This window comes from Curtobacterium sp. VKM Ac-2852 (assembly GCF_013205045.1).
Taxonomy (GTDB): domain Bacteria; phylum Actinomycetota; class Actinomycetes; order Actinomycetales; family Microbacteriaceae; genus Curtobacterium; species Curtobacterium flaccumfaciens.
In genome coordinates, this window is record NZ_JABMLI010000002.1 from 538,949 (window position 1) to 563,059 (window position 24,111).

The following is a 24,111-nucleotide window of genomic DNA, read 5'->3' on the forward strand; positions in this document are numbered from 1 at the left end:
CACGGTGCTCGTGCTCCGCTGTGTGCGGTCACGGCATCGCGCTTCTCGTCCATCCGGGGCCGCTGCTGGGCGTCCGGACGGGTCCGACCGGTAGACGTGGAGCTGTGCAACAGATCGGTGTGGGCGGAGAACGGTTCGACGGTGTCGGCGAGATCGCGGTGCTCCGCGGTGGGGGACTGGGCGACCTGATGTTCGCCCTCCCGGCGGTCGAGTCCCTGGCCGCCGCGTACCCAGGAGCCCGGATCACGCTGCTCGGGGCACCGTCGGCGCGGCCGGTGCTCGAGGGTCGCACCGACGCCGTCCACGCCTTCGAGGAGCTCCCCGTCGTCCCCGGCGTCCGGGACTCCGGCGAGGGCGCACCGACCGAGCAGGAGTTCTTCGACCGGTTGCACGGGCGCTTCGACCTCGCGGTGCAGGTGCACGGCGGTGGCCGCAACTCGAACCCGTTCCTGCTCCGGCTCGGCGCCCGTCACACCGTGGGCACCGCCACCGAGGACGCCGAGGTCCTGGAACGCTGGGTCCGCTACGTCTACTACCAGCACGAGGTCGTCCGGGCGCTCGAGGTGGCCTCGCTCGCCGGCGCCGAACCGGTCACCCTCGACCCCCGACTGCACGTCCCCGAGGCCGCGCGGGCCGGGGTCCGGCAGCGCCTCGGGGTCCGGGGACGACTCGTCGCGATCCACCCCGGCGCCACCGACCCGCGTCGCCGCTGGAGCCCCTCGCGCTTCGCCGAAGTCGCCCGTGCACGGCTCGCCGCCGGGGACGACGTGCTGCTCGTCGGTGACGACTCAGACGTGCCGGCGTCGTCCGCCATCGTCGCGTCGCTGCCGCCCGAGCTGCGGGAGCGCGTGCACGACCTCACCGGGTCACTGCCGCTGCGTGAACTGCCCGACGTCCTCGCCGCCGCCGACGTCATGGTCGGCGACGACTCCGGCCCACGGCACCTCGCCGTCGCCGTGGGCACCCCGACCGTCGGCGTGTTCTGGTTCGGTAACGTGATCAACGCCGGGCCGTTCGACCGCGGTCGGCACCGGGTGCACCTGTCCTTCGTGACGCAGTGCCCGGTGTGCGGCGCGGACGTGACCCAGGTCGGCTGGACCGCCGAGCGGTGTGAGCACGACCCGTCCTACGTCGACCAGGTCGAGCCGGAGGCCGTCCTCGCCGACGTCGAGGACCTGCTCCGCACGGTCTGACGCTGCGCGCGGCGCCACGAGCGCCTGGTGCGAGGTTCCACACTCCGTGCGACGCTCCGGCCCTCGCACGGGGTGCGGAAGCTCGCACCGAGCGGTGGACGCGACCGTCGGACGGCCGGGAGGCGCGGTGCCAGCCCGGCACGCGCCTCCAGGCCCCCCGGTGCGAGGTTCCACACCCCGTGGGACGCTCCGGCCCTCGCACGGGGTGCGGAAGCTCGCACCGAGCGGCGGACGGACCGTCGGACGGCCCGGAGGCGCGGTGCGAGCCCGGCACGCGCCTCCAGGCCCCCCGGTGCGAGGTTCCCCACTCCGTGGGACGCTCCGGCCCTCGCACGGAGTGCGGAAGCGCGCACCAAGCGGCGGACGCGACCGTCGGACGGTCTGGAGGCGCGGTGCCAGCCCGGCACGCGCCTCCAGGCAGCGCCGCACGGCGCCACGAGCGCCCGGTGCGAGGTCCCACACTCCGTGGGACGCCCCGGGCCTCGCACGGAGTGCGGAAGCTCGCACCAAGCGGCGGACGCACGCGACTGACGGCCCGGAGGCGGCGTGGCGCGTCACGACCGCCCGGTGCGAGGTTCCACATTCCGTGGGACGCCCCGGCCCTCGCACGGAGTGCGGAAGCGCGCACCAAGCGGCGGACGCGACCGTCGGACGACCGGGAGGCGCGGTGCCAGCCGGCACCGCGCCTCCCGTCCGTCAGCGGCGTGCGGCTACGGCCAGCTCGGCTCCGTCGCCGGCATGATCGACAGCTCGCGGATCTCGCAGCCGGCCGGCTGCGACAGCGCGAAGATGATCGAGTTCGCGACGTACTCCGGCTCGATGAGCTGCGCGTCCGGTCCCGGCTTGTACTGCTCGGTCCGGTCGGCGAAGAAGTTCGTGCGCATCCCGGCGGGGATGATGTTCGTCACGCCGATGCGGCCGGCGGTCTCGGCGGCCAGCGCCTGCGAGAACCCGCGGACACCGAACTTCGACGCCGAGTACGCGGTGCCGTCGCCGACGCCGCGCAGGGCGAGCGACGAGGAGATGGTGACGACGCGGCCGTGCGTGGCCTCGAGGGCGGGCAGGGCGGCGCGCACGGTCGAGGCGGTGCCGATCAGGTTGACGCCGACGATCTGCTCCCACTTGCCGGACGAGATCGCGTCGATCGGGGCAGGGGTGTCGATGCCCGCGGCGGTGACGACGGCGTCGAGGCCACCGTGCCGCTCGGCAGCGTCACGGACCGCCTGCTCGACGGCGTCGGTGTCGGAGACGTCCACGGCGACGGCGTCGACGCCCTCGGGGACGGCGTCGATCCGCAGGTCGAGGACGATCGGGGTGCCGCCGGCCTCGGTGACGGCGGCCACGACGGCGGCTCCGAGTCCGGAGGCGCCGCCGGTGACGAGGACGCGGCCGATGGGGGTGGTGGGGACGGGCATGGATGTCCTTTGCGTAGTGGTGCGGGAAGTGGTCGAGCTGGTGTGGAACGGCGAGCGGACGCTCAGCCGACGCGTTCGATCGCGGCGGCGAGCCGGGTGGTCGAGCGGCCCGGGTGGAACGGCACGGTGACGACGCGGCCACCCCATTCGGCGAGGGTCGCCGTCTCGGGCAGTTCGCTCGCGGTGTAGTCGCCGCCCTTCGCCCAGACGTCCGGGCGGAAGCGGCGCAGGGCCTCGTCGGGGGTGGACTCGTCGAACACCACGACGGCGTCGACGCAGTCGAGTGCCAGGAGCAGCTCGACCCGGTCGTCCTGGGTCATGATCGGCCGGTCCGGGCCCTTCAGTGCGCGGACCGACGAGTCCGAGTTGAGGCACACGACCAGGCAGTCGCCGAGTGCACGGGCGGCCGACAGGGTGCGGGCGTGCCCGGCGTGCAGCAGGTCGAAGCAGCCTCCGGTCGCGACGACGGTGCCGCCGGCGCTCCGGACGTCGTGCACCAGGCGCATGGCGTCCCGGTCGGCCCCGGGCACGGCGAGCGGTGCGGGGCCGTCGTCGGCGAAGAGCGCGGTGACGCCGCCTGCGGCCAGGTACTCGGACGCGGCGACCACGCCGGCGGAGACGGCCTCGGGGACGTCCGCGCCGGACGCCAGTGCGACGGCGACGCCCGCGGCGAGCCGGTCGCCGGCGCCGCAGGGGTCCCCGGCGCTGACGGACGGAGCGGGCACGAAGCGGCTGTCGCCCTGGGCGTCGGCGAGCAGCGCACCGCGGTCACCCATCGTCACCGCGACGGCGCCGGCCTGCCACTGCTCGACGAGCCGGGCGGCGGCGACGGTCGCGAAGGGCACACCGTGTCCCTCGACGTCGGTGAAGCGTCGCGCCTCGGCAGCGTTCGGGGTGGCGACGGTGGTGCCGGGGACGGGGGCGGCGCCCTTGGGGTGCGGGTCCCAGACCACCGGCAGGCGCTCGGCCGCACGGGTGAGGGCGTCACGGAGTGCCGGGGCAGCGGCGACCCCGCGGCCGTAGTCGGCGACGACGATCGCGTCGACGCCGTCGAGAGCGGCGGTCATCGCATCGGTGGCCTCGGGCACGGGCGGGGTCGCACAGCCCTCGTCGATCCGGACGAGGGCGTGGTCGACGACGCGCACGCGGGTCTTCACGGGGGTGGGGACTCCGGACGGCCCGGCGACGATCGTGACGTCGGGCAGCAGGTCACGGATCTCCTGGGCACGGCCGTCGTCGCTCAGGACGGTGACCAGGGTGACGTCGTGGCCGTCGCGGGCGAGCATCGTCGCGACGAGTCCGGCGCCACCGGCACGGCGGTCGTCGGTGGCGACGTCCACCACGGGGACGGGGGCGTCCGGGCTCAGCCGCTCGCTCGTGCCGGACACGTCGACGTCGAGCAGGGTGTCCCCGACGACGGCGATGCGGAAGCGCGGTCCGGCGGCACGGCCACCGGCGGCGCCGGAACGCGGTGCGACGGCAGCGGGGCCGCTCATCGACGGCCCCCGCGACGCAGCGTCGGCTCCATCGCCTTGCAGAGCGCGTGCACCAGGACGAGCTGCGCCTCCTGCACGTTGGCGGACGGCCCCTCGATGCAGATCGCGTCGTCGACCAGGTCGGCGAGCGGGTTCGGTCCGGACCCGGTCAGCGCGAGGGAGCGGGCACCCACGGCACGTGCGGCCTCGGCGGCCCGCAGCAGGTTCGGGCTCTTGCCGCTCGTCGACAGCAGCACGAGGACGTCACCGGCACGGGCGTGCGCCGACACCTGCCGCGCGAACACCTGGTCGTAGCCGTAGTCGTTCCCGATGGCGGTCACGGCCGAGGTCTCGGCGTGCAACGAGATGGCCGAGTACGCCGGTCGGTCGCCCTCGAAGCGGCCGGTGAGCTCGGACGTCAGGTGCTGCGCCTCGGCGGCCGAGCCGCCGTTGCCCGCGGCGAGCAGCCGACGTCCGGCGACGAGCCGCCCGGCGATGTCGTCCGCCCACTCGGCGATGTGGTCCCGGTGGTCGACGAGGGAGGCGATCACGGGGACCGACGCCGCGACGTGGTCGACGACGACGCGGGCGCTGTCGGTGACGGCGCGGTCCTCGAGCCCGGTCTGCTGGTCGATGGTCATCGTGCGGTCCTCTCCGTCGACTGCGCGGCGCGGGTGACCCGGCCGGCGTGGGTGGTGCGCGAGCGGCCGGCGGCGGGCCCGGTGGTGCTGGCGGACGAGGTCGCGCCGGCGAGCAGGCGCTCGTAGACGCGTTCGCTGTCGGCGGCGACCTTCTGCCAGGTGTAGCGGGACTCGGCGCGCTGTCGACCGGCACGGCCGTACGCCTCGCGGCGCTCTGGGTCGTCGAGCAGTGCGCCGACGGCCTCGGCGACCGCGGTCTCGTCGCGCGGCGGCACGTGCAGGCCGGTGGCGTCCTCGACGACGGTGTCGATGAGCCCGCCGACGCTCGACGCGACCACCGGGCGGCCGCAGGCCATCGCCTCGAGTGGCACGATGCCGAACGGCTCGTACCAGGGGGCGCAGACGACGACGTCGGCGCTGCGGTAGACGGCGGGCATGTCGTGCTGCCCGAGCTGCCCGCGGAAGGTCACGTGGTCGCGGACGCCGAGCGACCGGGCGAGGGTGTCGAGGCGCTGGTACTCGGGGTCGTCCACCAGGTCGGCACCGGCGACACCGGCACCGCCCACGACGACGAGCTCGACGTCACGGCCCTGTTCGACCAGCGCTGCGAGAGCGGCGATCGTCGTCCCGACGCCCTTCCGCTGCACGAGTCGTGAGGCGGTGAGCACCCGGAGCGGACGGTCGCGCTCTTCGACCGGGCCGTCCGGACGGAAGAGCGAGACGTCGACCCCGCACGGCACGACGGAGATGCGGTGCAGCGGGACGCCGAGGGCCTTGAGCTCGAACGCCTCGTCCGAGCACGTCGCGACGACCTGGTCGACGCTCCGGCCGACGGCGGGTTCGACCCACTCGCGCTCGGCCGGGCTGGTGTCCGCGGCTCCCTGGTGCCGACGCTTCACGACACCCAGGGCGTGGAAGGTCTGGACCACCGGGATCCGCACCCCACCGGTCCGGGCCTGCACCTGCGTCACCGCGTCGAGGGCGGCGTGGCCGGACATCCAGAAGTGCGCGTGCACCACGTCGGGACGGTCGAGGAACCACTCGGCGGCGAGCACCGACGCGAACGTCCCCATGAACGGGAACAGCTCGTCCTTCGGCACGGCACGCGCGGGACCGGCGTCGACGTGCACGACGTCCACACCGGGGCGCAGGGGCACACGGACGGGCTGCGACGCGTCGTCGCGCCGCGTGTAGACGGTCACGTGGTGGCCGCGGTCGGCCAGTGCACCGGACAGTTCGGCGACGTGGACGTTCTGCCCACCGGCGTCGACCCCGCCGAGCACGGCGAGCGGACTCGCGTGCTCGGACACCATGGCGATCTTCATCCGAGGCTCCCTTCGAGCGCGGCTCCCGCCGCACGGTTCCGTCGCGCGCCGCGCGCGACGGCGTCGTCGAGCAGGTCGTCCCAGTCGGCCAGGTACCGACCGAGCGCGTGCCGTGCGAGCACGGCCTCCCGCGCCACGAATCCCCGTCGACGCGCCTCGTCCGGGTCCTCCAGCAGCAGCCTGGAGGCCCGCACCAGCTCCTCGACGTCGGTCGCGATCGCTCCGGCCTCACCCGGGACCGTGCGGGCCGCGTCGGTCGTCGCGAGCACCAGGACCGGCATGGCCATGTGCATCGACTCGATGAGCGACAGGCCGAGCGAGGTCCAGCGGTTCGGGTGCACGTAGGCCCGCCGTTCGGCCAGCGCCGCGTGCATGGGGTCGGCCTGCACGTCGCCCTGCGCGACCACGCGGTCGCCGAAGCCGAGCTCCGGCAGCCGCTCGGTGCCGATGCCCCAGACGTCGACCGGGGCGACCTCGGCGAAGCGGGGGAGCAGGTCGGTGCCGACGACACGGTTGCGCCGGACGGGTTCGTTGATGACGACGCCGAGGCGCTCGAGCGCACCGGTGTACAGCGGGCCGGGGTCGACGACGCCGTGCTCGACGACGGTGGTCCGGGTGGTGCCGCAGTCCCACATCAGGGCGTTCCAGTGCGTCACGTGCGCGATCGTCAGGTCGTCGCGGTCGCGCATCGGGTGCAGGCTGTTCGGCACGTCGACCCGGGGCGCGTTGTGCTCCACGAAGACGATCGGTACGTCGCGACCACCGAGCAGACGACGGGCTTCGTCGAGCTCCTCGGTGCGCTGCAGGACGACCACGTCGACCTCGGCCTCGGCGACGTCGGCCGGGTCGATCTCGATCGCGGAGTCCGGCCAGTCGCGCCCACCGCGCCCGAGTCCCCAGGCGTCGCGCGGCGGCGTGGTCGGGATGAGGTACTCGTGGGGGCCGCGGACGAAGGCGTCCATCCAGCCGCCGTGCACGTGCCACACGAGGATCCGCATGCAGGGCCTTCCGGTCGGTGTCGATGGGCTCGCTCCCCGCCGCTGCCGGAGCAGCAGGAGAAGGAGCAGGAGAAGCAGTGGCGCACGCTACGCAGCGCCTTCTGGGCCGCCCCGCAGACTTCTCGGATCAGTCCGCGAAACGCGGTCGAGGAGCCGTCCGTGGGCCTCCAGGACGTCCGCGATGCGCACTCCGGACAGGCACGGGTGGCCGGGGACCGGGCACTCGCGAGCGCGGCTGAGACGGCACGGTGCGGCCTGGTCGCCGAGCAGTTCGACGAGCGGGGCGTACGGCGCCCACTTCACGGCGGGGACGACGGGCGAGAACAGGCTCACGATGGGCGCTCCGACTGCCGCGGCGAGGTGGGCCGGACCGGTGTTCCCGACGACGACGACCTCGGCGCCGGCGAGGACGGCCGCGAGTTCGGCGGGGCTGGTGCGGCCGCCGAGGTCGATGCCGGTGTCACCCGCCACGGCGGCGGTCAGCGCGCCTTCGCCGGGGGAGCCGGTGACGACGACGGGGAGGCCGCGCTCGGCGTAGGCGGCGACGAGCGCACGGTGGTGGGACTCCGGCCACGACCGTGCCGGGACGCTGGCTCCGGGGTGGACGACCACGTAGCGGTCGAGGCCGGCCACGGGCGGGGGCAGGACGGCGTCGTGGCGCACCGCGAGCCTCCCGTCGTCGTCCGGCGGCAGCCGGAACCCGGCCGCCTCGGCGATCCGCAGCGCGCGCTCGGGCTCGGGGAGGTCCTCGGGCAGGTCCTCGCCGGGGCGTAGCCGCACGTCGAGCAGTGACCCGGGGTGGTCGACCGAGGCCCCGGAGACCCGGTGGACCCCGGCCAGGCGCAGGAGCAGCGCGAGGGGCAGGGGCGACTGGTGGAAGGACGTCAGGACGACGGCCTCGTCGGGCTGCTCCTCGGCGACCAGCGCGCGGAACTCGGCGAGCAGGGCGTCGTCGATCGGGCGTGCGGTCTCGGTGACCCACGGTGCCGCCCAGACCCGCACCCGGTCGATGCCGGGCAGCAGGTCGGCGGCCGGCGCCCCCTGCGGTCCGCAGAGCATCGTCACGTGCGCGGCACCGGCGGCGACCGCGCGGACCGCGGGTCCGGCGACCAGGACGTCGCCGAAGGAGTCGAGTCGGGCGACGAGGACGCGCCGACCGGCGCTCACGCCCGGTCCGCCACGCTGCCGACGTGCTCGAGCACCAGGGTGACGGCCTCGTCCAGGTCCGCGGCGACGGTGTCGGCCTCGTCGATCTCCTGACGGCGGGTGCGCGGGGTGGGCACGAGGATCCCCTGCGCGCCGGCGTTCCGCGCGGCCTGCACGTCGGCGCCGATGTCACCGACGACGACGATCGACTCCGGCGGGATGCCGAGCCGCTCAGCGGCGTCGAGGACCATCCCGGGCCGGGGCTTCCGGCACGCGCAGTCGTGACCGGCGTCGTGCGGGCAGACGCACCACACGTCGAACGGGCCGACGAGCTCGTCGACCCGGGCGTTGGTGGCATCGACCTGTTCGCGCGTGGCCATGCCCTTCGCGATCACCGACTGGTTCGTGACGACACCGAGCTGCAACCCGGCGGCACGTGCCCGTTCGACGGCGCGCCGGGCACCGGGGACGGGGACGACCAGGTGCGGGTCGGCGTTGTACGGGACGTCCACCACGAGGGTGTCGTCGCGGTCGAGGAGCAGGCCGCGGATGACGCGGTCCGGTGCGAGGGCCATGCTCCGTGACTACCGGTCGACGGCCGGGCACCGCCCCAGGAAGAGCCGCGGAGCGCGGTCCCGGCAGGACCGTCAGCGTGTCGGGTCTACCGTCGCGGCGGTGACCGCCCTCGAGAACCTGCCCGACCCCGACGGACGCCCGGAACTGCTCGTCCTCCGTGCCATCAAGCTCGGCGACCTGCTCGTCGCCGTCCCCGCGCTGCACGCGCTCCGCCGCGCGTTCCCCGACCACCGCATCACCCTGGCCACCACGGCGTGGCTGGCGCCGGTCGTCGAACTCGTGCCGGCGGTGGACGTCCACCTGGCCCAGCACGGTCTCGACCACCCCATCGCGGTGCCGCACGGTGCCGTCGACATCGCCTTCAACCTGCACGGCGCCGGCCCGGAGTCCTCGGACCTCGTCGCCGCGCTCGCCCCGCGCCGGGTCATCGGGCACGCCGACCCGACCCACGACTACGAGGGCCCGGAGTGGCCGGATGACGTGCACGAGCGCGACCGTTGGGCGGACCTGCTCACGTGGCACGGCATCCCCGCGGACGCGACCGAGGTGCACATCGACCGCCCCGCCGAGCCGCCGGTGGTCGCCGACGCGGCCGTCGTGCACGTGGGTGCCTTCCACGGTGCACGGCACTGGCCGACGGACCGCTTCGCCGACGTGGTGCGCGGGCTCCGGGCGCGCGGTGCCGACGTGGTCCTGACAGGAGGCTCGGACGACGTCGTGCGCGCCCGTGCCGTCGCCGACGCGGCCGGCCTGGCGCCGGAGGCGGTCCTGGCCGGCACCCTGGACCTGCAGGCCTTCGCCGCGGTGATCGCCGCGGCGCGACTCGTCGTCACGGTCGACACGGGCGCTGCGCACCTGGCGTCCGCCTACGGGGTGCCCTCGGTCGTGCTGTTCGGCCCGGCACCGCCCGAGGCGTGGGGCCCGCCGTCGACCGGCCCGCACATCGTGCTCACCGACGCCTCGGTCCGTCGCGGCGACGTCTTCGCCGAGGACCCGGACCCGGCGATCCTGGCCGTGACCCCGGACGACGTGCTGGCCGCGGTGGACCGGCTCGGGGTGACCGCTCAGGCGGCCGGGCGGTAGCGTCGACCGAGAGCCACCCGGACCTGCCGGACGCTCGGAGGGAGTCCTTCGTGTTCGAAGCCGCGAACATCCGTGACTGGATCGGTCTGCCCGTCGTCGACGAGGCCGACGACAAGGTCGGCACGCTCGAGAGCATCTACTACGACACCGCGACGTCCGAGCCGGCGTTCGGTGCCCTGACCACCGGCATGGTCGGGTTCCAGAAGCTCGTGTTCGTCCCGCTGTTCGGCGCCACCGTCGCCCCGAAGCACCTGCGTGTGACGTTCCCGAAGAAGCTCGTCAAGGACGCCCCGTCGATCTCGACCGACGGGGAGCTCGACGCTGCGACCGAGCCCGAGCTGTTCCAGCACTACGGGCTGGAGTACCGCACCGGCAGCGGCGGCGAACGCCGACTCGGACGCCGCTGAGCCCGTCCCGCCCCACCGACCGCCCCCACCCGACCGACCGATCCGCCGCACCCGCCCGGAGGCCGCAACTGCTCCGCACCGCCCGTACGACGCTGCTCGCCGCCCTGGCGGCGGTCGCCGTCGTCGGGCTGGTGGTGGCCGGGGTCGCGGCACCGGGGCCGGTGGAACGGGCGTCGGCCGCGCCGATGTGGCCCGTCCCGCAGCCCTACCCGGTGCCGGACGACCCGACCGAGCCGCTCGCCGACCTCCCGCCCGGCAGCGAGTACGTCGCCCTCGGTGACTCGTACTCCGCCGGCTACGGACTCGGCGACCGGACCCGGCTGCCCACGAGCGCGTGCGTGCAGTCGGCCCGTGACTACCCGCACCGGCTCGCGGCACGGTTCGGCCTCGACCTGACCGACGTCACGTGTGCGGGCGCCACCAGCGAGGACGTCACGACCGGACACCAGTTCACGGGTGTCCCCCCGCAGATCGAGTCGCTGTCCTCGCGCACCCGGCTCGTGACCCTGACCATCGGCGGCAACGACGCGGACCTGTTCGGCACGGCCGCGTCGTGCCTGGCGATCTCGGCCGACGGCCCGGTGTTCTCCGGACGTGACGCGCCGTCGTGCAAGAGCACGCTCGTGCAGGACGGTGAGGACCAGCTCAGCCTGAAGATCCGGTCGCGGGTCGCGCTCGGGATCGCCGACACCCTCGCAGCGGTGCAACGGGCCGCGCCGAACGCCGTCGTCGTGTTCCTCGGGTACCCGGCGATCTTCCCGGACGCCGAGCACACCCCCGCGAAGGGCTGCTTCCGCTCGGCGCTCGACCTCGGCACGCTCGCGGGGTCGTTCCCCTCGGACACCTTCCCGTTCACCGACGACGACGTGGCGTACCTGCACGGTGTGCAGGAGGAGCTCGACGCCGTGTCCGCATCCGCCGCCGACGCCGCCGGGGTGCGGTTCGTCGACGTCCTCGAACGCACCGAGGCCCACTCGGCCTGCGCCCCGCGGGACGAGCGCTACGTCGCCGGTGTCAGCCTGACCGGCTCGAGCGACCTGCGACGCATCGACCTGCGGGCCGGCGCCCTGCACCCGAACGGCCGCGGAGTCGCGTACCTCACCGACCAGATGGCCGACGCGATCCGGGAACTCGCCGGCTGACCCGTCCGGACCCCGCGCTGTCCGTGTGGGCCGCCGGTGGGACGACGCAGACCGGTGCCGCCGTCTCACGGACGACGTCGTGGAGCAGTGCGCCGGACAGCACCCGCACGTGGCCCCGTCCGAGCACCACGAGCGACGCCCGCCGGGTGCGCGATGCGATGGCGTGCCCCGGGTGTCCCTCGACGAGCAGCGGCCGGATCCGCACCGCCGGGAACCGCGCGGTCAGGTCCTCGGTGACCCGCTGCAGCAGTTCGGCGTTCCGGGCGCGCCACCGCAGGGGGTCCTCGGCGAAGTCGGTGAGTCCGGTCCGGGTCAGCACGGGCATCTCCCATGCCCTGAGCAGTGTCAGTCGTCGGTGCAGCCGGACTGCCTCGGCGACGGCGATCGAGACGGCCCGTTCGTCGATGGGTTCCTCGACCGCCAGCACCACGTCGCCGTCGATCGGGTGCGGGCCCTCGGGGACGATCACGGTCGGTACGGCCGCGCGGACCGCGACCCGCGCCGGGTCGCCGCCGGCGGTCGAACCCCGTCGGCTCCGGAAGGTCCCGATCACCAGGAGGTCTCCGCCGTCGGACTCCTCGACCAGGGCACTGGCGAAGGGCCCGGCGTGCCGGTGCACCTCGACGGTCGCTCCGGGCAGGGCGGCTCGAGCTGCCTCGGCCAGGCGGTCGGCGACCGGTCCGGGGCCCTCGATCGCCGGGTCGGCACCGATGATCCGGATCCGCTCGATCCCGCTGTCCGCGCGGGCGGCGATCCACCGCAGCGCCTCGTCGTGCGGCATCGCGGCGTCCGCGGCCAGCGTCACCGTCGTCCATCGTTCGTCCATCCCGATCGGCCTCCTCCATCGCAGGTCCTCCGGGGGCGTCACACGGCGCTCCGTGCGCCACACGGTACTCCCGGCGCCGACGTGGGGAACCGGCGGTGGAACCGGGCCCGTCGGGTGGTGCGCGGCGTGTGTGTGGTGATCCGGGCCTCCCGGCCGGGTCTGCGTAGTCTCGGGGCGTGGTCGTGAGCGCCGGACTGTTGCTGCACCGGGCCGGTCCGTCCGGGCCCGAGGTCTTCCTCGCGCACATGGGCGGACCGTTCTGGCGGAACCGGCCGCGTGGCTGGTCGATCCCGAAGGGGCTGGTCGAGGCGGGCGAGGAGCCGCTCGGCACCGCGCTGCGCGAGTTCGCGGAGGAGATCGGCGTGCCCGCACCGGTGAGCGCCGCGGACCTGACCGACCTGGGGGAGTTCCGGCAGGCGTCCGGCAAGCGTGTGCGGGTCTTCGCGGCACGGGCGTCGGGGTTCTCGGTCGACACCGTGCGGAGCAACACCGTGCGGCTCGAGCTGCCGCGCGGGTCCGGTCGGTTCGTCGAGGTGCCCGAGGTGGACGACGCGCGGTGGGTCGGCCTCGACGAGGCGCGGGAGCTGGTGGTGGCCGGGCAGGTCGCTGCGCTCGACGCCCTGGTCGCGCTGGGTCGCGCTGCTGGCGGTTCCTGACGCGCCGCTCGTGTCGGTCGAGCGGTCACGAACTGTCGTCCGGCGGTCCTCCAGGCCACACTTCTCGGCCGCTCGGCGATCGGCGCGCAGCAGGTCCTGACCACTCGTCGGGACCTTCTTGCTCGTGTCGTGCCCCGGACACGAGCCGCGCCCACTGGATAGTCTGAGGGGGTGTCGGGTTCTCCGGCGCCACACCATGGGAGTACACATGCGGCGCTGGCGCGCGATCACAGCTGGGCTGACGGCCCTCGCACTCGGAGCAGGACTCGCGATCGGCGGCGCGACCAGTGCGTCGGCCGAGCCGGTCGGCAACTGGGGGACCTTCACCCTCAGCGGAGCGAGCCGGGCCTACACCGGCACGATGACGCTCGCAGGCTTCCCTGAGACGACCTTCACGTCGGACTCCCGGCAGTCGACCGTCGTCAGCGGGGCATCGACCTGGCAGTCGGCGTCGACCCCGTCGGGCGCGGTCTACGGGACGAGCCGCGGCCAGACCTACGTGAACCAGCGGCCGAACGTCGACTCGCCCACGTCCGGCGCATCGACGACGACCTACACGTTCGCCGAGCCGACACCGGGCGCCCAGAGCTGGTCGTTCGTGCTCGGCGACGTCGACGCCGATCGGGCGACCATCTCGGCCACCGTCTCCGGGGGCGGCGCCGCGACCGCGGAGCAGCTCGGCTACGTGAGCTCCTACAACTCGTGCTCGGCCGCCGTCGCCGGAGGACCGTCGTGCACCGCCGACCCCGACGGCACGACCGGGCGGGACCTGCCCTCCTGGGACCCCGCCACCCGGACCCTGACGGGCAACACCGGCGCGGTCGACACCGCCGGCGCCACGGCGTGGTTCACGCCGACCGTCTCGCTCACCAGCCTGACGATCACGTACCAGCAGCGCAGCGGTTTCCCGGTGTACCAGACCTGGTTCGCCAACCGCACCGCCGCGATCACCGGCACGGCGACCCTCGACGGAGCGCCGATCCCCGGGGCGATCGTCCGCGTCACCGCCCCGCGCGGCACCGTGTACACGACGACGACCAACGCCGACGGCACCTACGCGTTCCCGCAGCTGCCGGTCATCGCGAACTACCGCGTCGAGATCACCCCGCCGGACGGTGCCGAGGGCCCTGACCAGCCCGCTCGGGTCTCCCTCGCGCAGACCGGCTCGCCGGGCGGCGTGGACCAGCAGGCCGACTTCGCGTTCACGTCGCCGGAGGACACCGTGTCGGTCATCGGCACCGTGGTCGACGAGGACGGCCGACCGGTCTCGAACCTCGAGGTCGTCATCACCGACCCGGTCACCGGTGACGTCCTCGTCGACACGACGACGAACAGCGACGGCGTCTACACCGGCTCGGACCTGCCGGCGGACACCGACCTCGACGTGTCCGTCGCCGACGAGCCGCCCGTGACCATCACCACCGGCGACGACGACGCGGCACCGGCAGTCCCCGACGAGGTCGAAGCCCCGGCCGCCGTCGTCGCGACGGTCGCCGGTGTGATTTCGCTCGACGGTTCACCCGTGCCCGCTGGAGCGGTGGTCGAACTCGTCGACGGCACGGGCGGCGTGGTCGCATCGACGGAGACCGACGCTGACGGTCGGTACGTCTTCGCCACCGCGGCGGGCACGTACACCGTCCGGACCGAACGACCCGAGCCAGGGGCGACCGGGGCGACGTCGAACACCGGTGTGCCGGCCGTCGCTGGCGAGCGTGCTTCGTCCGACCTGCCGTTCGCCTCCGCAGCCCCCGCCGCCGAGGTCACCACCGACCAGCCCGGCACGGTCGTCGACACGAACGGCGAACCCGCTCCCGACGTCGAGGTCGTCGCGACTCCGACGGACCCGCAGTCCGGCGATCCCGTGTCGGTTGTCACGGACGACGACGGTGCGTTCGACCTGACCGGACTGGAGCCCACGACGGAGTACGCCGTCTCGGTCGACGTCGAGGGGGCAGAGACGGCGACCGTCGTCACCCCGGAGTCCGGGGCTGCGACGCCGCTGGCGTTCGTGGTGCGGGCTGCGGCGGCTCCGGCTCCCGCACCGTCGCCGTCGGAGTCGCCGAGCGGTTCTCCTTCGGCGGCCCCGACCGGCCCCGTCGCCGGGTCGGGCTCCGGCTCCGCGCCGGTCTCGGGCCAGGGCGATGCGGGGGACGGTGGACCGCTCGCCTACACGGGCGCGGACCTCGGCCCGGGACTCATCGCCGCCGGGGTGCTCGTGCTGCTCGGTGCAGCGCTGCTGACCTACCGCGCGGTGCGCAACCGCCGCCGCACGGACCACCTGCAGGACTGACCGAGCGGCGGGCGCAGGACACGCCGCCCGGGTCCGCCGAGGGGTCACGAACCGTCGCCCGCCTACCCCGCAGACGACAGTTCGTGCGACCTCGACGCCCCGGCAACAGCATGTCGCGACCACTCGAGGCCCGGGCACCGCGCGCGTCCGCCGCAGCCGCACAACACGCCGCCGCGGGGACGCCGAGGGGTCACGAACCGTCGCCCGCCGCCCCCGCAGACGACAGTTCGAGCGCCCCCGACGCCTCGCCAACGGCATGTCGTGACCGCTCGGGGCCCGGGCACCGCGCGCGTCCGCCGCAGCCGCACAACACTTCGCCGCGGGGACGCCGAGCGGTCCCAAACCGTCGCCCGCCGCCCCCGCAGACGACAGTTCGAGCGCCCCCGACGCCCCGGCAACAGCATGTCGTGACCACTCGAGGCCCGGGCACCGCGCGCGTCCGCCGCAGCCGCACAACACGCCGCCGCGGGGACGCCGAGCGGTCACGAACCGTCGCCCGCCGCCCCCGCAGACGACAGTTCGTGCGACACCGACGCCTCGCCAACGGCAAGTCGTGACCACTCGAGGCCCGGGCACCGCGCGCGTCCGCCGCAGCCGCACAACACGCCGCCGCGGGTACGCCGAGGGGTCACGAACCGTCGCCCGCCGCCCCCGCCGACGACAGTTCAAGCACCCCCGACGCCCCGCCAACGGCAAGTCGTGACGGGTCGACGCCCCGACCGCCGCCGGCTCCTAGCGCGTCCGCGGCCGCCGCACCGAACCCGTGACGACGCCGATCGACCCCGTGACCGTCTGGATCGCCCGCCCGACGACCGGCACCGACGTGGTGACGACCGCGAGCGACGACGTGATGGCCTCGATGGACGAGGTCGACAGGTGCTCCTGCGTGTGCGTGTGCACCGGGAACCCGCGACGCGCCAGCACGACGACCCCGAGTGCCCCGACCAGCACCGCGGCACCGGCGAACGGCAGGTACTGCAGCCCGACGATCCCGAGGGCCTGCCCGCCGAACGCCGCACCACCGGCGATGCCGATGTTCGACGCGCCGTTGACCAGCGCCCCGGCGATGTCGGGGGAGACGCCTCCGGCACGGATCGCCGCGGCCATGAAGAGCGTGCCGGTCGTGCCGTTCGCGGCCATCCAGACCCCGGCGACGACCATCGTCCCGATCAGGGAGCCGTGCACGAACGGCATCGTCGCGAAGGCCACGACCATCACGGCGACCGAGGCGATCAGCGTCTGCCGGGGCGCACGGTCGACGAACATGCCGGCGAGCCACAGCCCGACGACACCGGTGCCACCGAGCACGAGCAGTGCCCCGCTCACCATGCCGGCGTCGAGCCCCGCGTCGATCGCGTACGGCCCGATGTACGTGTAGACGACGTAGTGCCCGCCGAACAGCAGCATGTCGGCGATCACGACGGACAGCAGTCCGGTGCGCGCCCAGGCCTTCGGCGACCCGATGTGCGGCGACGAGGCACCGCGGACGGCGGGCAGGAACAGCAGGGCGACGACCGCGAGTGCCGCTGCGGCCACACCGACGGAGAACACGGCCTGGCGCCAGCCGATGTGCTGCGCGACCCAGGTCGCGACGGGCACGCCGAGCACGAACCCGAGCGAGCTGCCCGAGTACACGAACGCGATCGCCCGCCCGGCCAGCCGCGGCGGGACGATCCGGGTGGCGTACGCCGAGGCGACCGAGAAGAACAGTGCGTGCGCGACGCCGCCGACGACGCGTCCGGCACAGACGACGGCGAAGGACGGTGCGAGCGCGACCATCAGGTTCGACACGGTGTAGCCGACGAGCGTGGCGACGAGCACGGTCTTGCGGGGCAGCTTCGCGGTGAACGCGGTGAGCGGCAGCGCGAGGAGCGCGACGGCCGCGGCGTACACGGTGATGACGATGCCCATGGTGGCCTCGGTCACGCCGAGGTCGGCGCTCATCGTGCCGAGCAGCCCGACGGGCATGAGCTCGGTGGTGATGGCGAAGAACGTGGCCAGTCCGAGCACGGCGATGCCGACGATCGACTGGCTGGTGACGGTGATCGGCCGCGTGTGGGTCGACACGGCCGAGGTGGTGGTGTTGGTGGACACGCTGCTGACCTCCTCCGAGGCACGGTGGAGCGCGCGACGATGCCGATCGTTCTGACGGCGGTGACCGGGAGGGTCTGCGGGGCGCGCTCGCTGGCGGATGTGGATGATGTGGGTACGACTCCACGACGAGTGCGCTCATCCAGTGTTGCACGATGGAACGACTCTCGCGAGGGCATCCAGCAAATACATCGGAGCGCTCCAACGAAACACTCAGCTCCGAGTCGCTCGCTCAGTACTCGTTCGTCACCCGGCCCTGGACCCCACCGCCGCGCAGCTCGATGGTCAACGTGCCGCTCCTGGACTGCGCCGACATCGACACCGATCCGTGCAGCGCCGCCTGCCGCGGGAAGCACGCCGTCGACGACTCGATGCGGTCCGCCGTCGCCACCAGGCAGATCGTCGACCGGTCCGTCCCGATGCCGGCCCAGACGTTCCAGGGTGTCTCCGCGGTCCCGCCGTCGAGCGCCCGGTTCGTGAATACCAGTCGCGTCGTGTGCAGGCTCACCGGCGCAGCGACCGGCCCCGGCAACTGGTCGGCGTACGTCTGCGGGACGTCGAGCAGCTGTTCGAGCGTGATCGTCCCCGCCGTCGGCGTGACGCTCGGCGCTGCGGCGACGTCCGGTCGCGCGGTCCCGACGAGCGTCCCGGCGGCGAACGCGACGCCCACCGCCGCTGCCGCGCCGCCCGCGATCCAGGCGCGTGGTCGTTCCGTCCACAACCACCGCCGCCACCGGGTCCGTCCGGTCGGCTCGGCCTGGAGGCCCGGCTCGTCCCCGCCACCGCCCCTCGCGTCGTCGACGTGGTCGCCCCCACCGCCGTCGGTCGCCTCCGACACGTCGGCTCCGGCAGGCACCGCCGCCGCGCCGGCGGGCAAGGACACGACCGCCGCGTCAGCGGGCGAGGACACGGGCACCGGCACGGGCACGGGCACGGGCCCTGTACCCGATCGCGTCGCGGACGGGACGGACGTGCGGACCGGATCCGGGCCTCCCGGCAGTGGATCCCGCGCCGTCGCGACCGCACGCGCGCGGGGTCGCCGTCCGCGTTCCAGGTCCTGCAGCGCGATCCGGGCGCGCGCCGCGTCCGCCGGGCTCGATCCTGCTCCCCAGGCGACGGCCTCGAGCCGTGCCCGTTCCGCTGCCACGTCGTCGTGGGCCATGCGCACTCCCGCTCTGCCGGTCGCGTGGACAGGTCCATCGTGGCACCGCGCAGCCGTGCGCGCGCACCCAGAACGAGGGAGTAGGCGTGGTGCATGAGCACCGACCCCATGCCGCAGCACGACGCCGACGCCGAGACCCTCGAGCCGCTGAGCCACGACACCCAGTCCGGCGAGGCCGACTACGTCGCGACCAGCCCCGGCGGCGCCGGCACGGAACGCCACGTGCCGACCGCCGACGAGGAGCAGGGCCGCGGCACCGAGTACGACCCGGTCGACCAGGGACCGCAGCAGGAGGGCCAGGGCGGCTAGCGGACCAGCCGTCGCAGCACGGCTCGTTCGCCGTAGGTCCAGGCCGCACTCGTCACGACGTAGAGCGCGGCGGCGAGCGGTGCGATCGCCGCGAACACGACCGTGATGAACGGCACGTACCGACCCACGGCGGCGGTCGCGGCGGCCCCGGGGACGCCCGGTTCCGGCGCCGGCACCGGGTTCCAGTGGGCGTTCGACCGACGGCTGAGCTCGACGACGACCGCCAGCACCGCCAGCAGGACCAGCACCACCCAGGCGTGCAGCCAGAGCGGCGACGTGAGCGTGACGATGAGCGAGTGCCCGAGCGGGACCCCGACGAGCGTCGCCTCCAGCAGGGCGTTCGCGGTGCCGTCGATCGAGGCGTGCGTGAACAGGGCGTAGACGAGCGACACCACGGGTGCCTGCGCCAGGACGGGCAGGCAGCCGGCCAGCGGCGAGACCTTCTCGTCGGTGTACAGCTGCTGCACCGCTCGCTGCAGCCGCTGGGTGTCGCGGCCGTGGCGCTTCCGGAGCGCCGCGAGCCGGGGTGCGAGGCGCCGGCGGTCCCGTTCGGCCCGCACCTGCAGCACGGACAGCGGGACGAGCACCAGGCGGACGGCCAGGGTGAGGAGCACGACGGCGACCGCCGCGGCGAACGAGCCGGCGACGGGGGAGAGCGCCGCGGTGAGGGCGGTGACGAGGTCCGCGCCGCCGTGCAGCAGCGGGCCGACGAGGGGCAGGGTGGACAGGTCCATGACGGTTCCGATCAGTGGTGGGTCAGCGGGGTGCGCGAGCGGCCCGGCCACCGGTCGGTGGTCAGGCCGGGGTCGCGACCCCCGGTGCCCGTGAGCGGACGTGGCCGTCGGCGTCGGGGTGGCTCCACCCGATCCGGGTGACCAGGTCGGGCACCGCCGACCGATCCGACACGGATGCCGATCCGACCCCGAGGACGGCCGCGAGCACCGCGACGAGCAGTCGAGCGACGACGACGGTCACGGCGACCGCGGTCAGCCCGAGTGCCGCCACGGCCAGCAGGGGCAGCACCCCGGTGGCCGGGTCGCCGAGCACCAGCGCGGCGGTGGCGCGGAGCAGCAGCAGGACGGCGGTCATGGTCCGTTCAGCGTAACGCCCGCGTGCCGTCGAGGACCGGAAGGTGCGGCGGGGGAGGATCACGGCATGACCGCAGGTTCGCCGAGCACCCCAGCGACCGTCGCGCTCGAGGCGGCCGGGGTCCCGTACACGCCGCACGTGTACGAGCACCACGAGAGCGCCACCAACTTCGGAGAAGAGGCGGCCGCCGCTCTCGGGCTGCGCGAGGAGCAGGTCTTCAAGACCCTGGTCGTCTCCGTCGACGGCACCCTCGCCGTCGCGATCGTGCCGGTGGCGAACCGGCTCGACCTCAAGGCGATCGCCGCCGCGGTCGGGGGCAAGAAGGCGACGCTGGCCGATCCCGCCCTCGCCGAGAAGCGCACGGGCTACGTGGTCGGCGGGATCAGCCCGGTCGGCCAGAAGACCCGGCTCCGCACGGTGCTCGACGAGTCGGCGCTGTCGTACGCGAGCATCTTCGTGTCCGGCGGTCGTCGCGGATTCGACGTCGAGGTGGCACCGACGGACCTCGCGCGGATCACCGAGGCGGTCGCCGCACCCATCGCGCGGACCTGAGTCGAGTCGCCGCAAGTTTTTTCCGGACCCGGGAATGACCCGGGCCCTCCTGCGTTGCATTGAGTCGAAGGCACTCAAGTTCCCCAGGAGGTCCCTTTGCCAGAGACGTTCGGCCCGACCGGTAGCAATGACTCGTTCGACGAGTTCCTCGCCCGCCTGCTCGCGGCACAGCGCACCGGTGACCAGCAGCGCGTCCGCGCGTTCGGTCGACCGGTCGACATCACCCGGCTGCTCAGCCGCCGGACCCACGAGCTGCTCCAGCACACCGCCGAGTACGCGGTCGCGCAGGGGCAGCGCGAGATCGACGCACTGCACATCCTGCACGTGCTCGTCCGCACCGAACCGTTCGACGCCGTCGTGCGTTCCGCCGGGGTCGACCCCCGGCGACTCGCCGAGGAGATCGAGCAGCGCCTGCCGATGGCGCACGAGCCACTGGCCGAGCAGACCGGCCGCCCGGCACTGACCGGCACCGCCCAGCGCATCCTCGTCGAGGCGACGCAGGCAGCGCGGGGCTTCGGCAGCACCTACACCGACCCCGAGCACGTCTTCTTCGCGCTCGTGATGGACCAGGAGACCGTGACCGGCCAGCTGCTCGCCAGCGCCGGGATCACCCCGCAGGTCATGCAGGACTACGCCCAGCAGGCAGCGGCAGCAGCACGAGAGGGGCGCCCCATGCCCGGAACACCCGACGCCGTCGGCACCGACCAGGCCACCGACAGCGACACCCCGACGCTCGACCAGTTCGGCACCGACCTGACCGAGCGCGCCCGTGACGGGCACGTCGACCCGGTGATCGGCCGCGCCGACGAGATCGAGCAGACCGTCGAGATCCTGCTCCGGCGCACCAAGAACAACCCGGTGCTGATCGGTGAGCCCGGCGTCGGCAAGACCGCGATCGTCGAGGGCCTCGCCCAGCGCATCGTCGACGGTGACGTCCCCACCCTGTTGCAGGGCAAGCGGGTCGTCGCGCTCGACCTGCCCGGCATGCTCTCCGGCACCCGGTACCGCGGCGACTTCGAGGAGCGCCTCACCAAGGCGATGGACGAGATCGCGGCGCACGCCGACGAGCTCATCGTCTTCGTCGACGAGCTCCACACCGTCGTCGGCGCCGGTGGCGGCGGCGAGGGCGGCTCGATGGACGCCGGCAACATCCTCAAGCCCCGACTCGCCCGCGGCGACCTGCACCTGGTCGGCGCGACGACGCTCAACGAGTACCGCCGGATCGAGAAGGACGCTGCGCTCGAGCGCCGGTTCCAGCCCGTCACGGTGGGGGAGCCGAACGTCGAGGACGCCGTCGCGATCCTGACCGGCCTCGCCCCGCGCTACGAGGAGCACCACGGCGTCGCCTACACGCCCGAGGCGCTCCGCGCCGCCGTCGAGCTCTCGCACCGCTACGTGACCGACCGGCACCTGCCGGACAAGGCCATCGACCTCATCGACCAGGCCGGTGCACGCCGTCGACTCGCCCTGTCGGGCGACGTCGACGTCGAGGCGCTGCGTGCCCAGGTCACCGACCTGACGGCCCGCAAGGACCGCGCGGTCGCCGAGGAGCACTACGAGGAAGCGTCCGACCTGCGCGACGAGATCGTCGGACTGGAGGCCCGGATCACCGCCGCCTCGTCGGCGGACGCCAGCCGCCCCTCCCGTCAGGAGTCCGCGGACACCTCGATCACGGAGGCCGACATCGCCGCCGTCGTGTCGCGTGCCACCGGGATCCCGGTGACCCGCCTCGGCTCGGCCGACAAGACGCGGCTCGCCGCGCTCGAGTCCGAGCTGCACGACCGAGTCGTCGGCCAGGACGACGCCGTGCGGGCGATCGCGAAGGCGGTGCGACGCAGCCGGACCGGCATGGGCGACCCGCGTCGTCCGGTGGGCAGCTTCCTGTTCCTCGGCCCGACGGGCGTCGGCAAGACCGAACTCGCGAAGGCCCTGGCGTCGTCGCTGTTCGGTGACGAGTCCGCCATGCTCCGCTTCGACATGAGCGAGTTCGGCGAACGCCACACCGTGTCCCGCCTGGTCGGTGCCCCTCCCGGGTACGTCGGCTACGACGAGGCCGGCCAGCTCACCGAGCGTGTCCGCCGCAACCCGTACTCGGTGATCCTGCTCGACGAGGTCGAGAAGGCCCACCCGGACGTCTTCAACCTGCTGCTGCAGGTCCTCGACGACGGCCGGCTCACCGACGGGCAGGGGCGGACGGTCGACTTCCGGAACACCGTCGTCATCATGACGTCGAACATCGGCTCGGAGTTCCTGGCCTCCCGCTCGGGAGCGCTCGGGTTCTCCCCGGTCGGCGCGACGGACGGCTACGCGGAAGACGACCTGCGGGCCCGCGTGATGGGCAAGCTGCGCGAGGCGATGCGGCCCGAGTTCATCAACCGCATCGACGAGATCGTGCTGTTCCGCAAGCTCGACCGATCCCAGATCGCGTCGATCGTGTCGCTGCTGCTGCAGGACACGGCGCTCCGGCTGGTCGCACAGGACATGCTCCTGTCGGTGTCCGACGCGGCGGTCGACTGGCTCGCCGAGCACGGGTACGAGCCGGAGTACGGCGCCCGCCCGCTCCGTCGGCTCATCCAGCGCGAGGTCGACGACCGCATTGCGACCCTGGTGGTCGAGGGCGGGGTCACCGCGGGTGACACCGTGCGGATCGACGTCGAGGGCGATGCCCTGACGGCGAGCGTCGCGGAGCACGCGGCGGTCTAGTCCGGTCGCACGCACACACGAGGGCCCGGTACCGATTCGGTACCGGGCCTTCGGCGCGCACGGACCGCCGCGGTGTTCGGGAATGCAATTCCGGACGTTTTTTCGGAAAAGGGGTTGCGCTCCGAATTGCGGTGCCGATAGTGTTCACTCGTCGCGAACGGTCGAACATTCGACCCGGACGACTCCGCCAGCTCGAGACCGAAAGGGGGCCGACCCATGATGATCACAACGACCACTCCGTTCCGTGGAATCCGTGGACGCGTCGGTACCCCGTTCCGCGTCCGCTGACCCGGGGCGTCCCACTCTCCTGACACCTGTGCCTCCGGGCACCGTGCGCTGAGCCGATCGGGCTCGCGCAGCACCGGTTCGTTCGTCTGCTGAACGGCTCGTCGACTCGTCGATGCGTGCCGTCCGATCTGCGCGGACGACGCCGGAAGAATGTCGGTGGACAGTGCGACGCTCTCGGTGTCGACGAGCATTCCGCGATCGTTGTCCGAACATTTCCGGACCATCCCGGAGTGCATTCTCACGCATTCAATTCCTGCTGCCCGCAACCCGGGCGGATTCGTCCTGCCCGACACCCGGGCAGCTCTGCCGTGCCTTGAAGGGGAACACCGTGTCCACGAAGACCACCACCCGTCCACCCGATACCCGCGCGGTGCGCCGTCGGGTCTCACTCGCCGACCGCATCGCACTCCGAGTCGGGATGTCGCTCATCATCTGGAGCCGACGCACCCGCAAGGAGCGGCCCGAAGTCGACCTCGCCACGCTGGCCCGCCTCGAGCGCGAACGCCAGCAGCGCGAGGCCGACTGGATCACCCAGGGCGCCGCCATGCGGATGTGGCGCTGACCCGCGGTGCTGCGTCGGCGGCGCTGCGCGCCGGCGCCACACGCTCGCGCGCATGGTGCGAGGTTCCGTACTCCGTGGCCGCCCCTCGGGGTGGCACCACGTCCGGAACCTCGCACCATGCCGGGCACCCCTCGCACCGTGCGCCGACGTGTCGGACGCACCCCGGGCCTCCCGTACCGTTG

General features: G+C 73.7%; 22 protein-coding genes. 10 read left to right on the forward strand and 12 right to left on the reverse strand.

Going from position 1 to position 24,111, the window contains the following annotated elements; all coding sequences use genetic code 11:
• The first annotated feature begins 104 nt into the window (after window positions 1-104).
• Window positions 105-1,193, forward strand: a complete 1,089-nt coding sequence (locus HQQ79_RS09020) for a glycosyltransferase family 9 protein (protein ID WP_173033824.1) — start codon at window positions 105-107, stop codon at window positions 1,191-1,193.
• Window positions 1,194-1,903: 710 nt separating this feature from the next.
• On the opposite strand, the gene HQQ79_RS09025 is transcribed toward HQQ79_RS09020, so the two are convergent.
• The 7 genes from HQQ79_RS09025 to HQQ79_RS09055 all read right to left on the reverse strand — a co-directional run bounded on the left by HQQ79_RS09025 (window position 1,904) and on the right by HQQ79_RS09055 (window position 8,768).
• Entirely contained in the window at window positions 1,904-2,608 is a 705-nt protein-coding gene (locus HQQ79_RS09025) for an SDR family oxidoreductase (RefSeq protein ID WP_027465581.1), read from the reverse strand.
• 62 nt (window positions 2,609-2,670) lie between these two features.
• Window positions 2,671-4,104 carry a PfkB family carbohydrate kinase gene (locus HQQ79_RS09030; RefSeq protein WP_216852349.1) on the reverse strand — a complete coding sequence of 478 codons (1,434 nt, stop codon included), beginning with the start codon at window positions 4,102-4,104 and terminating at the stop codon, window positions 2,671-2,673.
• Complete coding sequence (locus tag HQQ79_RS09035; RefSeq protein WP_035808290.1) at window positions 4,101-4,724, reverse strand: SIS domain-containing protein; 624 nt, start codon at window positions 4,722-4,724, stop codon at window positions 4,101-4,103. Before HQQ79_RS09035 ends, HQQ79_RS09030 begins: the two co-directional genes overlap by 4 nt.
• Window positions 4,721-6,049, reverse strand: a complete 1,329-nt coding sequence (locus HQQ79_RS09040; RefSeq protein WP_071244668.1) for a glycosyltransferase — start codon at window positions 6,047-6,049, stop codon at window positions 4,721-4,723. Before HQQ79_RS09040 ends, HQQ79_RS09035 begins: the two co-directional genes overlap by 4 nt.
• The gene (locus tag HQQ79_RS09045) at window positions 6,046-7,047 is read right to left on the reverse strand and encodes a glycosyltransferase (RefSeq protein ID WP_173033826.1); all 1,002 of its coding nucleotides are present in this window, start codon (window positions 7,045-7,047) and stop codon (window positions 6,046-6,048) included. Before HQQ79_RS09045 ends, HQQ79_RS09040 begins: the two co-directional genes overlap by 4 nt.
• Before the next feature lie 87 nt (window positions 7,048-7,134).
• A complete protein-coding gene (locus HQQ79_RS09050) occupies window positions 7,135-8,214 on the reverse strand; it encodes a glycosyltransferase family 9 protein (RefSeq protein WP_173033828.1) in 1,080 nt (359 codons plus the stop codon).
• Entirely contained in the window at window positions 8,211-8,768 is a 558-nt protein-coding gene (locus HQQ79_RS09055) for an HAD-IIIA family hydrolase (protein WP_173033830.1), read from the reverse strand. Before HQQ79_RS09055 ends, HQQ79_RS09050 begins: the two co-directional genes overlap by 4 nt.
• A gap of 100 nt (window positions 8,769-8,868) precedes the next feature.
• Here HQQ79_RS09055 and HQQ79_RS09060 point away from each other — a divergent pair, with 100 nt between their 5' ends.
• From HQQ79_RS09060 to HQQ79_RS09070, 3 genes are all read left to right on the forward strand, one after another.
• Window positions 8,869-9,852 (forward strand): glycosyltransferase family 9 protein, encoded by a 984-nt coding sequence (locus HQQ79_RS09060; RefSeq protein WP_173033832.1) that lies wholly within the window; start codon window positions 8,869-8,871, stop codon window positions 9,850-9,852.
• 50 nt (window positions 9,853-9,902) lie between these two features.
• Entirely contained in the window at window positions 9,903-10,259 is a 357-nt protein-coding gene (locus HQQ79_RS09065) for a PRC-barrel domain-containing protein (protein ID WP_027465587.1), read from the forward strand.
• A gap of 134 nt (window positions 10,260-10,393) precedes the next feature.
• Window positions 10,394-11,401, forward strand: a complete 1,008-nt coding sequence (locus HQQ79_RS09070; protein WP_173033834.1) for an SGNH/GDSL hydrolase family protein — start codon at window positions 10,394-10,396, stop codon at window positions 11,399-11,401.
• Here HQQ79_RS09070 and HQQ79_RS09075 read toward each other — a convergent pair.
• Window positions 11,358-12,227, reverse strand: a complete 870-nt coding sequence (locus HQQ79_RS09075) for a universal stress protein (protein ID WP_173033836.1) — start codon at window positions 12,225-12,227, stop codon at window positions 11,358-11,360. The two genes, HQQ79_RS09070 and HQQ79_RS09075, sit on opposite strands and share 44 nt — an antisense overlap.
• A gap of 176 nt (window positions 12,228-12,403) precedes the next feature.
• Here HQQ79_RS09075 and HQQ79_RS09080 point away from each other — a divergent pair, with 176 nt between their 5' ends.
• Window positions 12,404-12,883: an NUDIX domain-containing protein gene (locus tag HQQ79_RS09080; RefSeq protein ID WP_367948080.1), complete on the forward strand. Its 480-nt coding sequence runs from the start codon at window positions 12,404-12,406 to the stop codon at window positions 12,881-12,883.
• A gap of 208 nt (window positions 12,884-13,091) precedes the next feature.
• Window positions 13,092-15,173, forward strand: a complete 2,082-nt coding sequence (locus HQQ79_RS09085; RefSeq protein WP_173033838.1) for a collagen binding domain-containing protein — start codon at window positions 13,092-13,094, stop codon at window positions 15,171-15,173.
• 732 nt (window positions 15,174-15,905) lie between these two features.
• Here the strand turns inward: HQQ79_RS09085 and HQQ79_RS09090 are convergent.
• A complete protein-coding gene (locus HQQ79_RS09090; protein WP_173033839.1) occupies window positions 15,906-17,267 on the reverse strand; it encodes an MFS transporter in 1,362 nt (453 codons plus the stop codon).
• Window positions 17,268-17,496: 229 nt separating this feature from the next.
• Window positions 17,497-18,147, reverse strand: a complete 651-nt coding sequence (locus HQQ79_RS09095) for a hypothetical protein (RefSeq protein WP_216852350.1) — start codon at window positions 18,145-18,147, stop codon at window positions 17,497-17,499.
• Between the two features lie 372 nt (window positions 18,148-18,519).
• On the opposite strand from HQQ79_RS09095, the gene HQQ79_RS09100 reads away from it, so the two are divergent.
• Window positions 18,520-18,735, forward strand: a complete 216-nt coding sequence (locus HQQ79_RS09100; protein ID WP_027465592.1) for a hypothetical protein — start codon at window positions 18,520-18,522, stop codon at window positions 18,733-18,735.
• On the opposite strand, the gene HQQ79_RS09105 is transcribed toward HQQ79_RS09100, so the two are convergent.
• Together HQQ79_RS09105 and HQQ79_RS09110 are read right to left on the reverse strand one after the other, a co-directional pair.
• Entirely contained in the window at window positions 18,732-19,469 is a 738-nt protein-coding gene (locus HQQ79_RS09105) for a membrane protein insertase YidC (protein ID WP_173033843.1), read from the reverse strand. The genes HQQ79_RS09100 and HQQ79_RS09105 overlap by 4 nt on opposite strands.
• Window positions 19,470-19,530: 61 nt before the next feature.
• Window positions 19,531-19,824, reverse strand: coding sequence for a hypothetical protein (locus HQQ79_RS09110; protein ID WP_173033845.1), 294 nt, complete (start codon window positions 19,822-19,824; stop codon window positions 19,531-19,533).
• A gap of 66 nt (window positions 19,825-19,890) precedes the next feature.
• Between HQQ79_RS09110 and ybaK the strand changes: the two genes are divergently transcribed.
• From ybaK to HQQ79_RS09125, 3 genes are all read left to right on the forward strand, one after another.
• The gene (ybaK, locus tag HQQ79_RS09115; protein ID WP_071244681.1) at window positions 19,891-20,376 is read left to right on the forward strand and encodes a Cys-tRNA(Pro) deacylase; all 486 of its coding nucleotides are present in this window, start codon (window positions 19,891-19,893) and stop codon (window positions 20,374-20,376) included.
• A 96-nt stretch (window positions 20,377-20,472) separates the two neighbouring features.
• Entirely contained in the window at window positions 20,473-23,079 is a 2,607-nt protein-coding gene (locus tag HQQ79_RS09120) for an ATP-dependent Clp protease ATP-binding subunit (protein WP_173033847.1), read from the forward strand.
• Between the two features lie 616 nt (window positions 23,080-23,695).
• The gene (locus tag HQQ79_RS09125; protein ID WP_146238520.1) at window positions 23,696-23,929 is read left to right on the forward strand and encodes a hypothetical protein; all 234 of its coding nucleotides are present in this window, start codon (window positions 23,696-23,698) and stop codon (window positions 23,927-23,929) included.
• The last annotated feature ends 182 nt before the right edge of the window (window positions 23,930-24,111 follow it).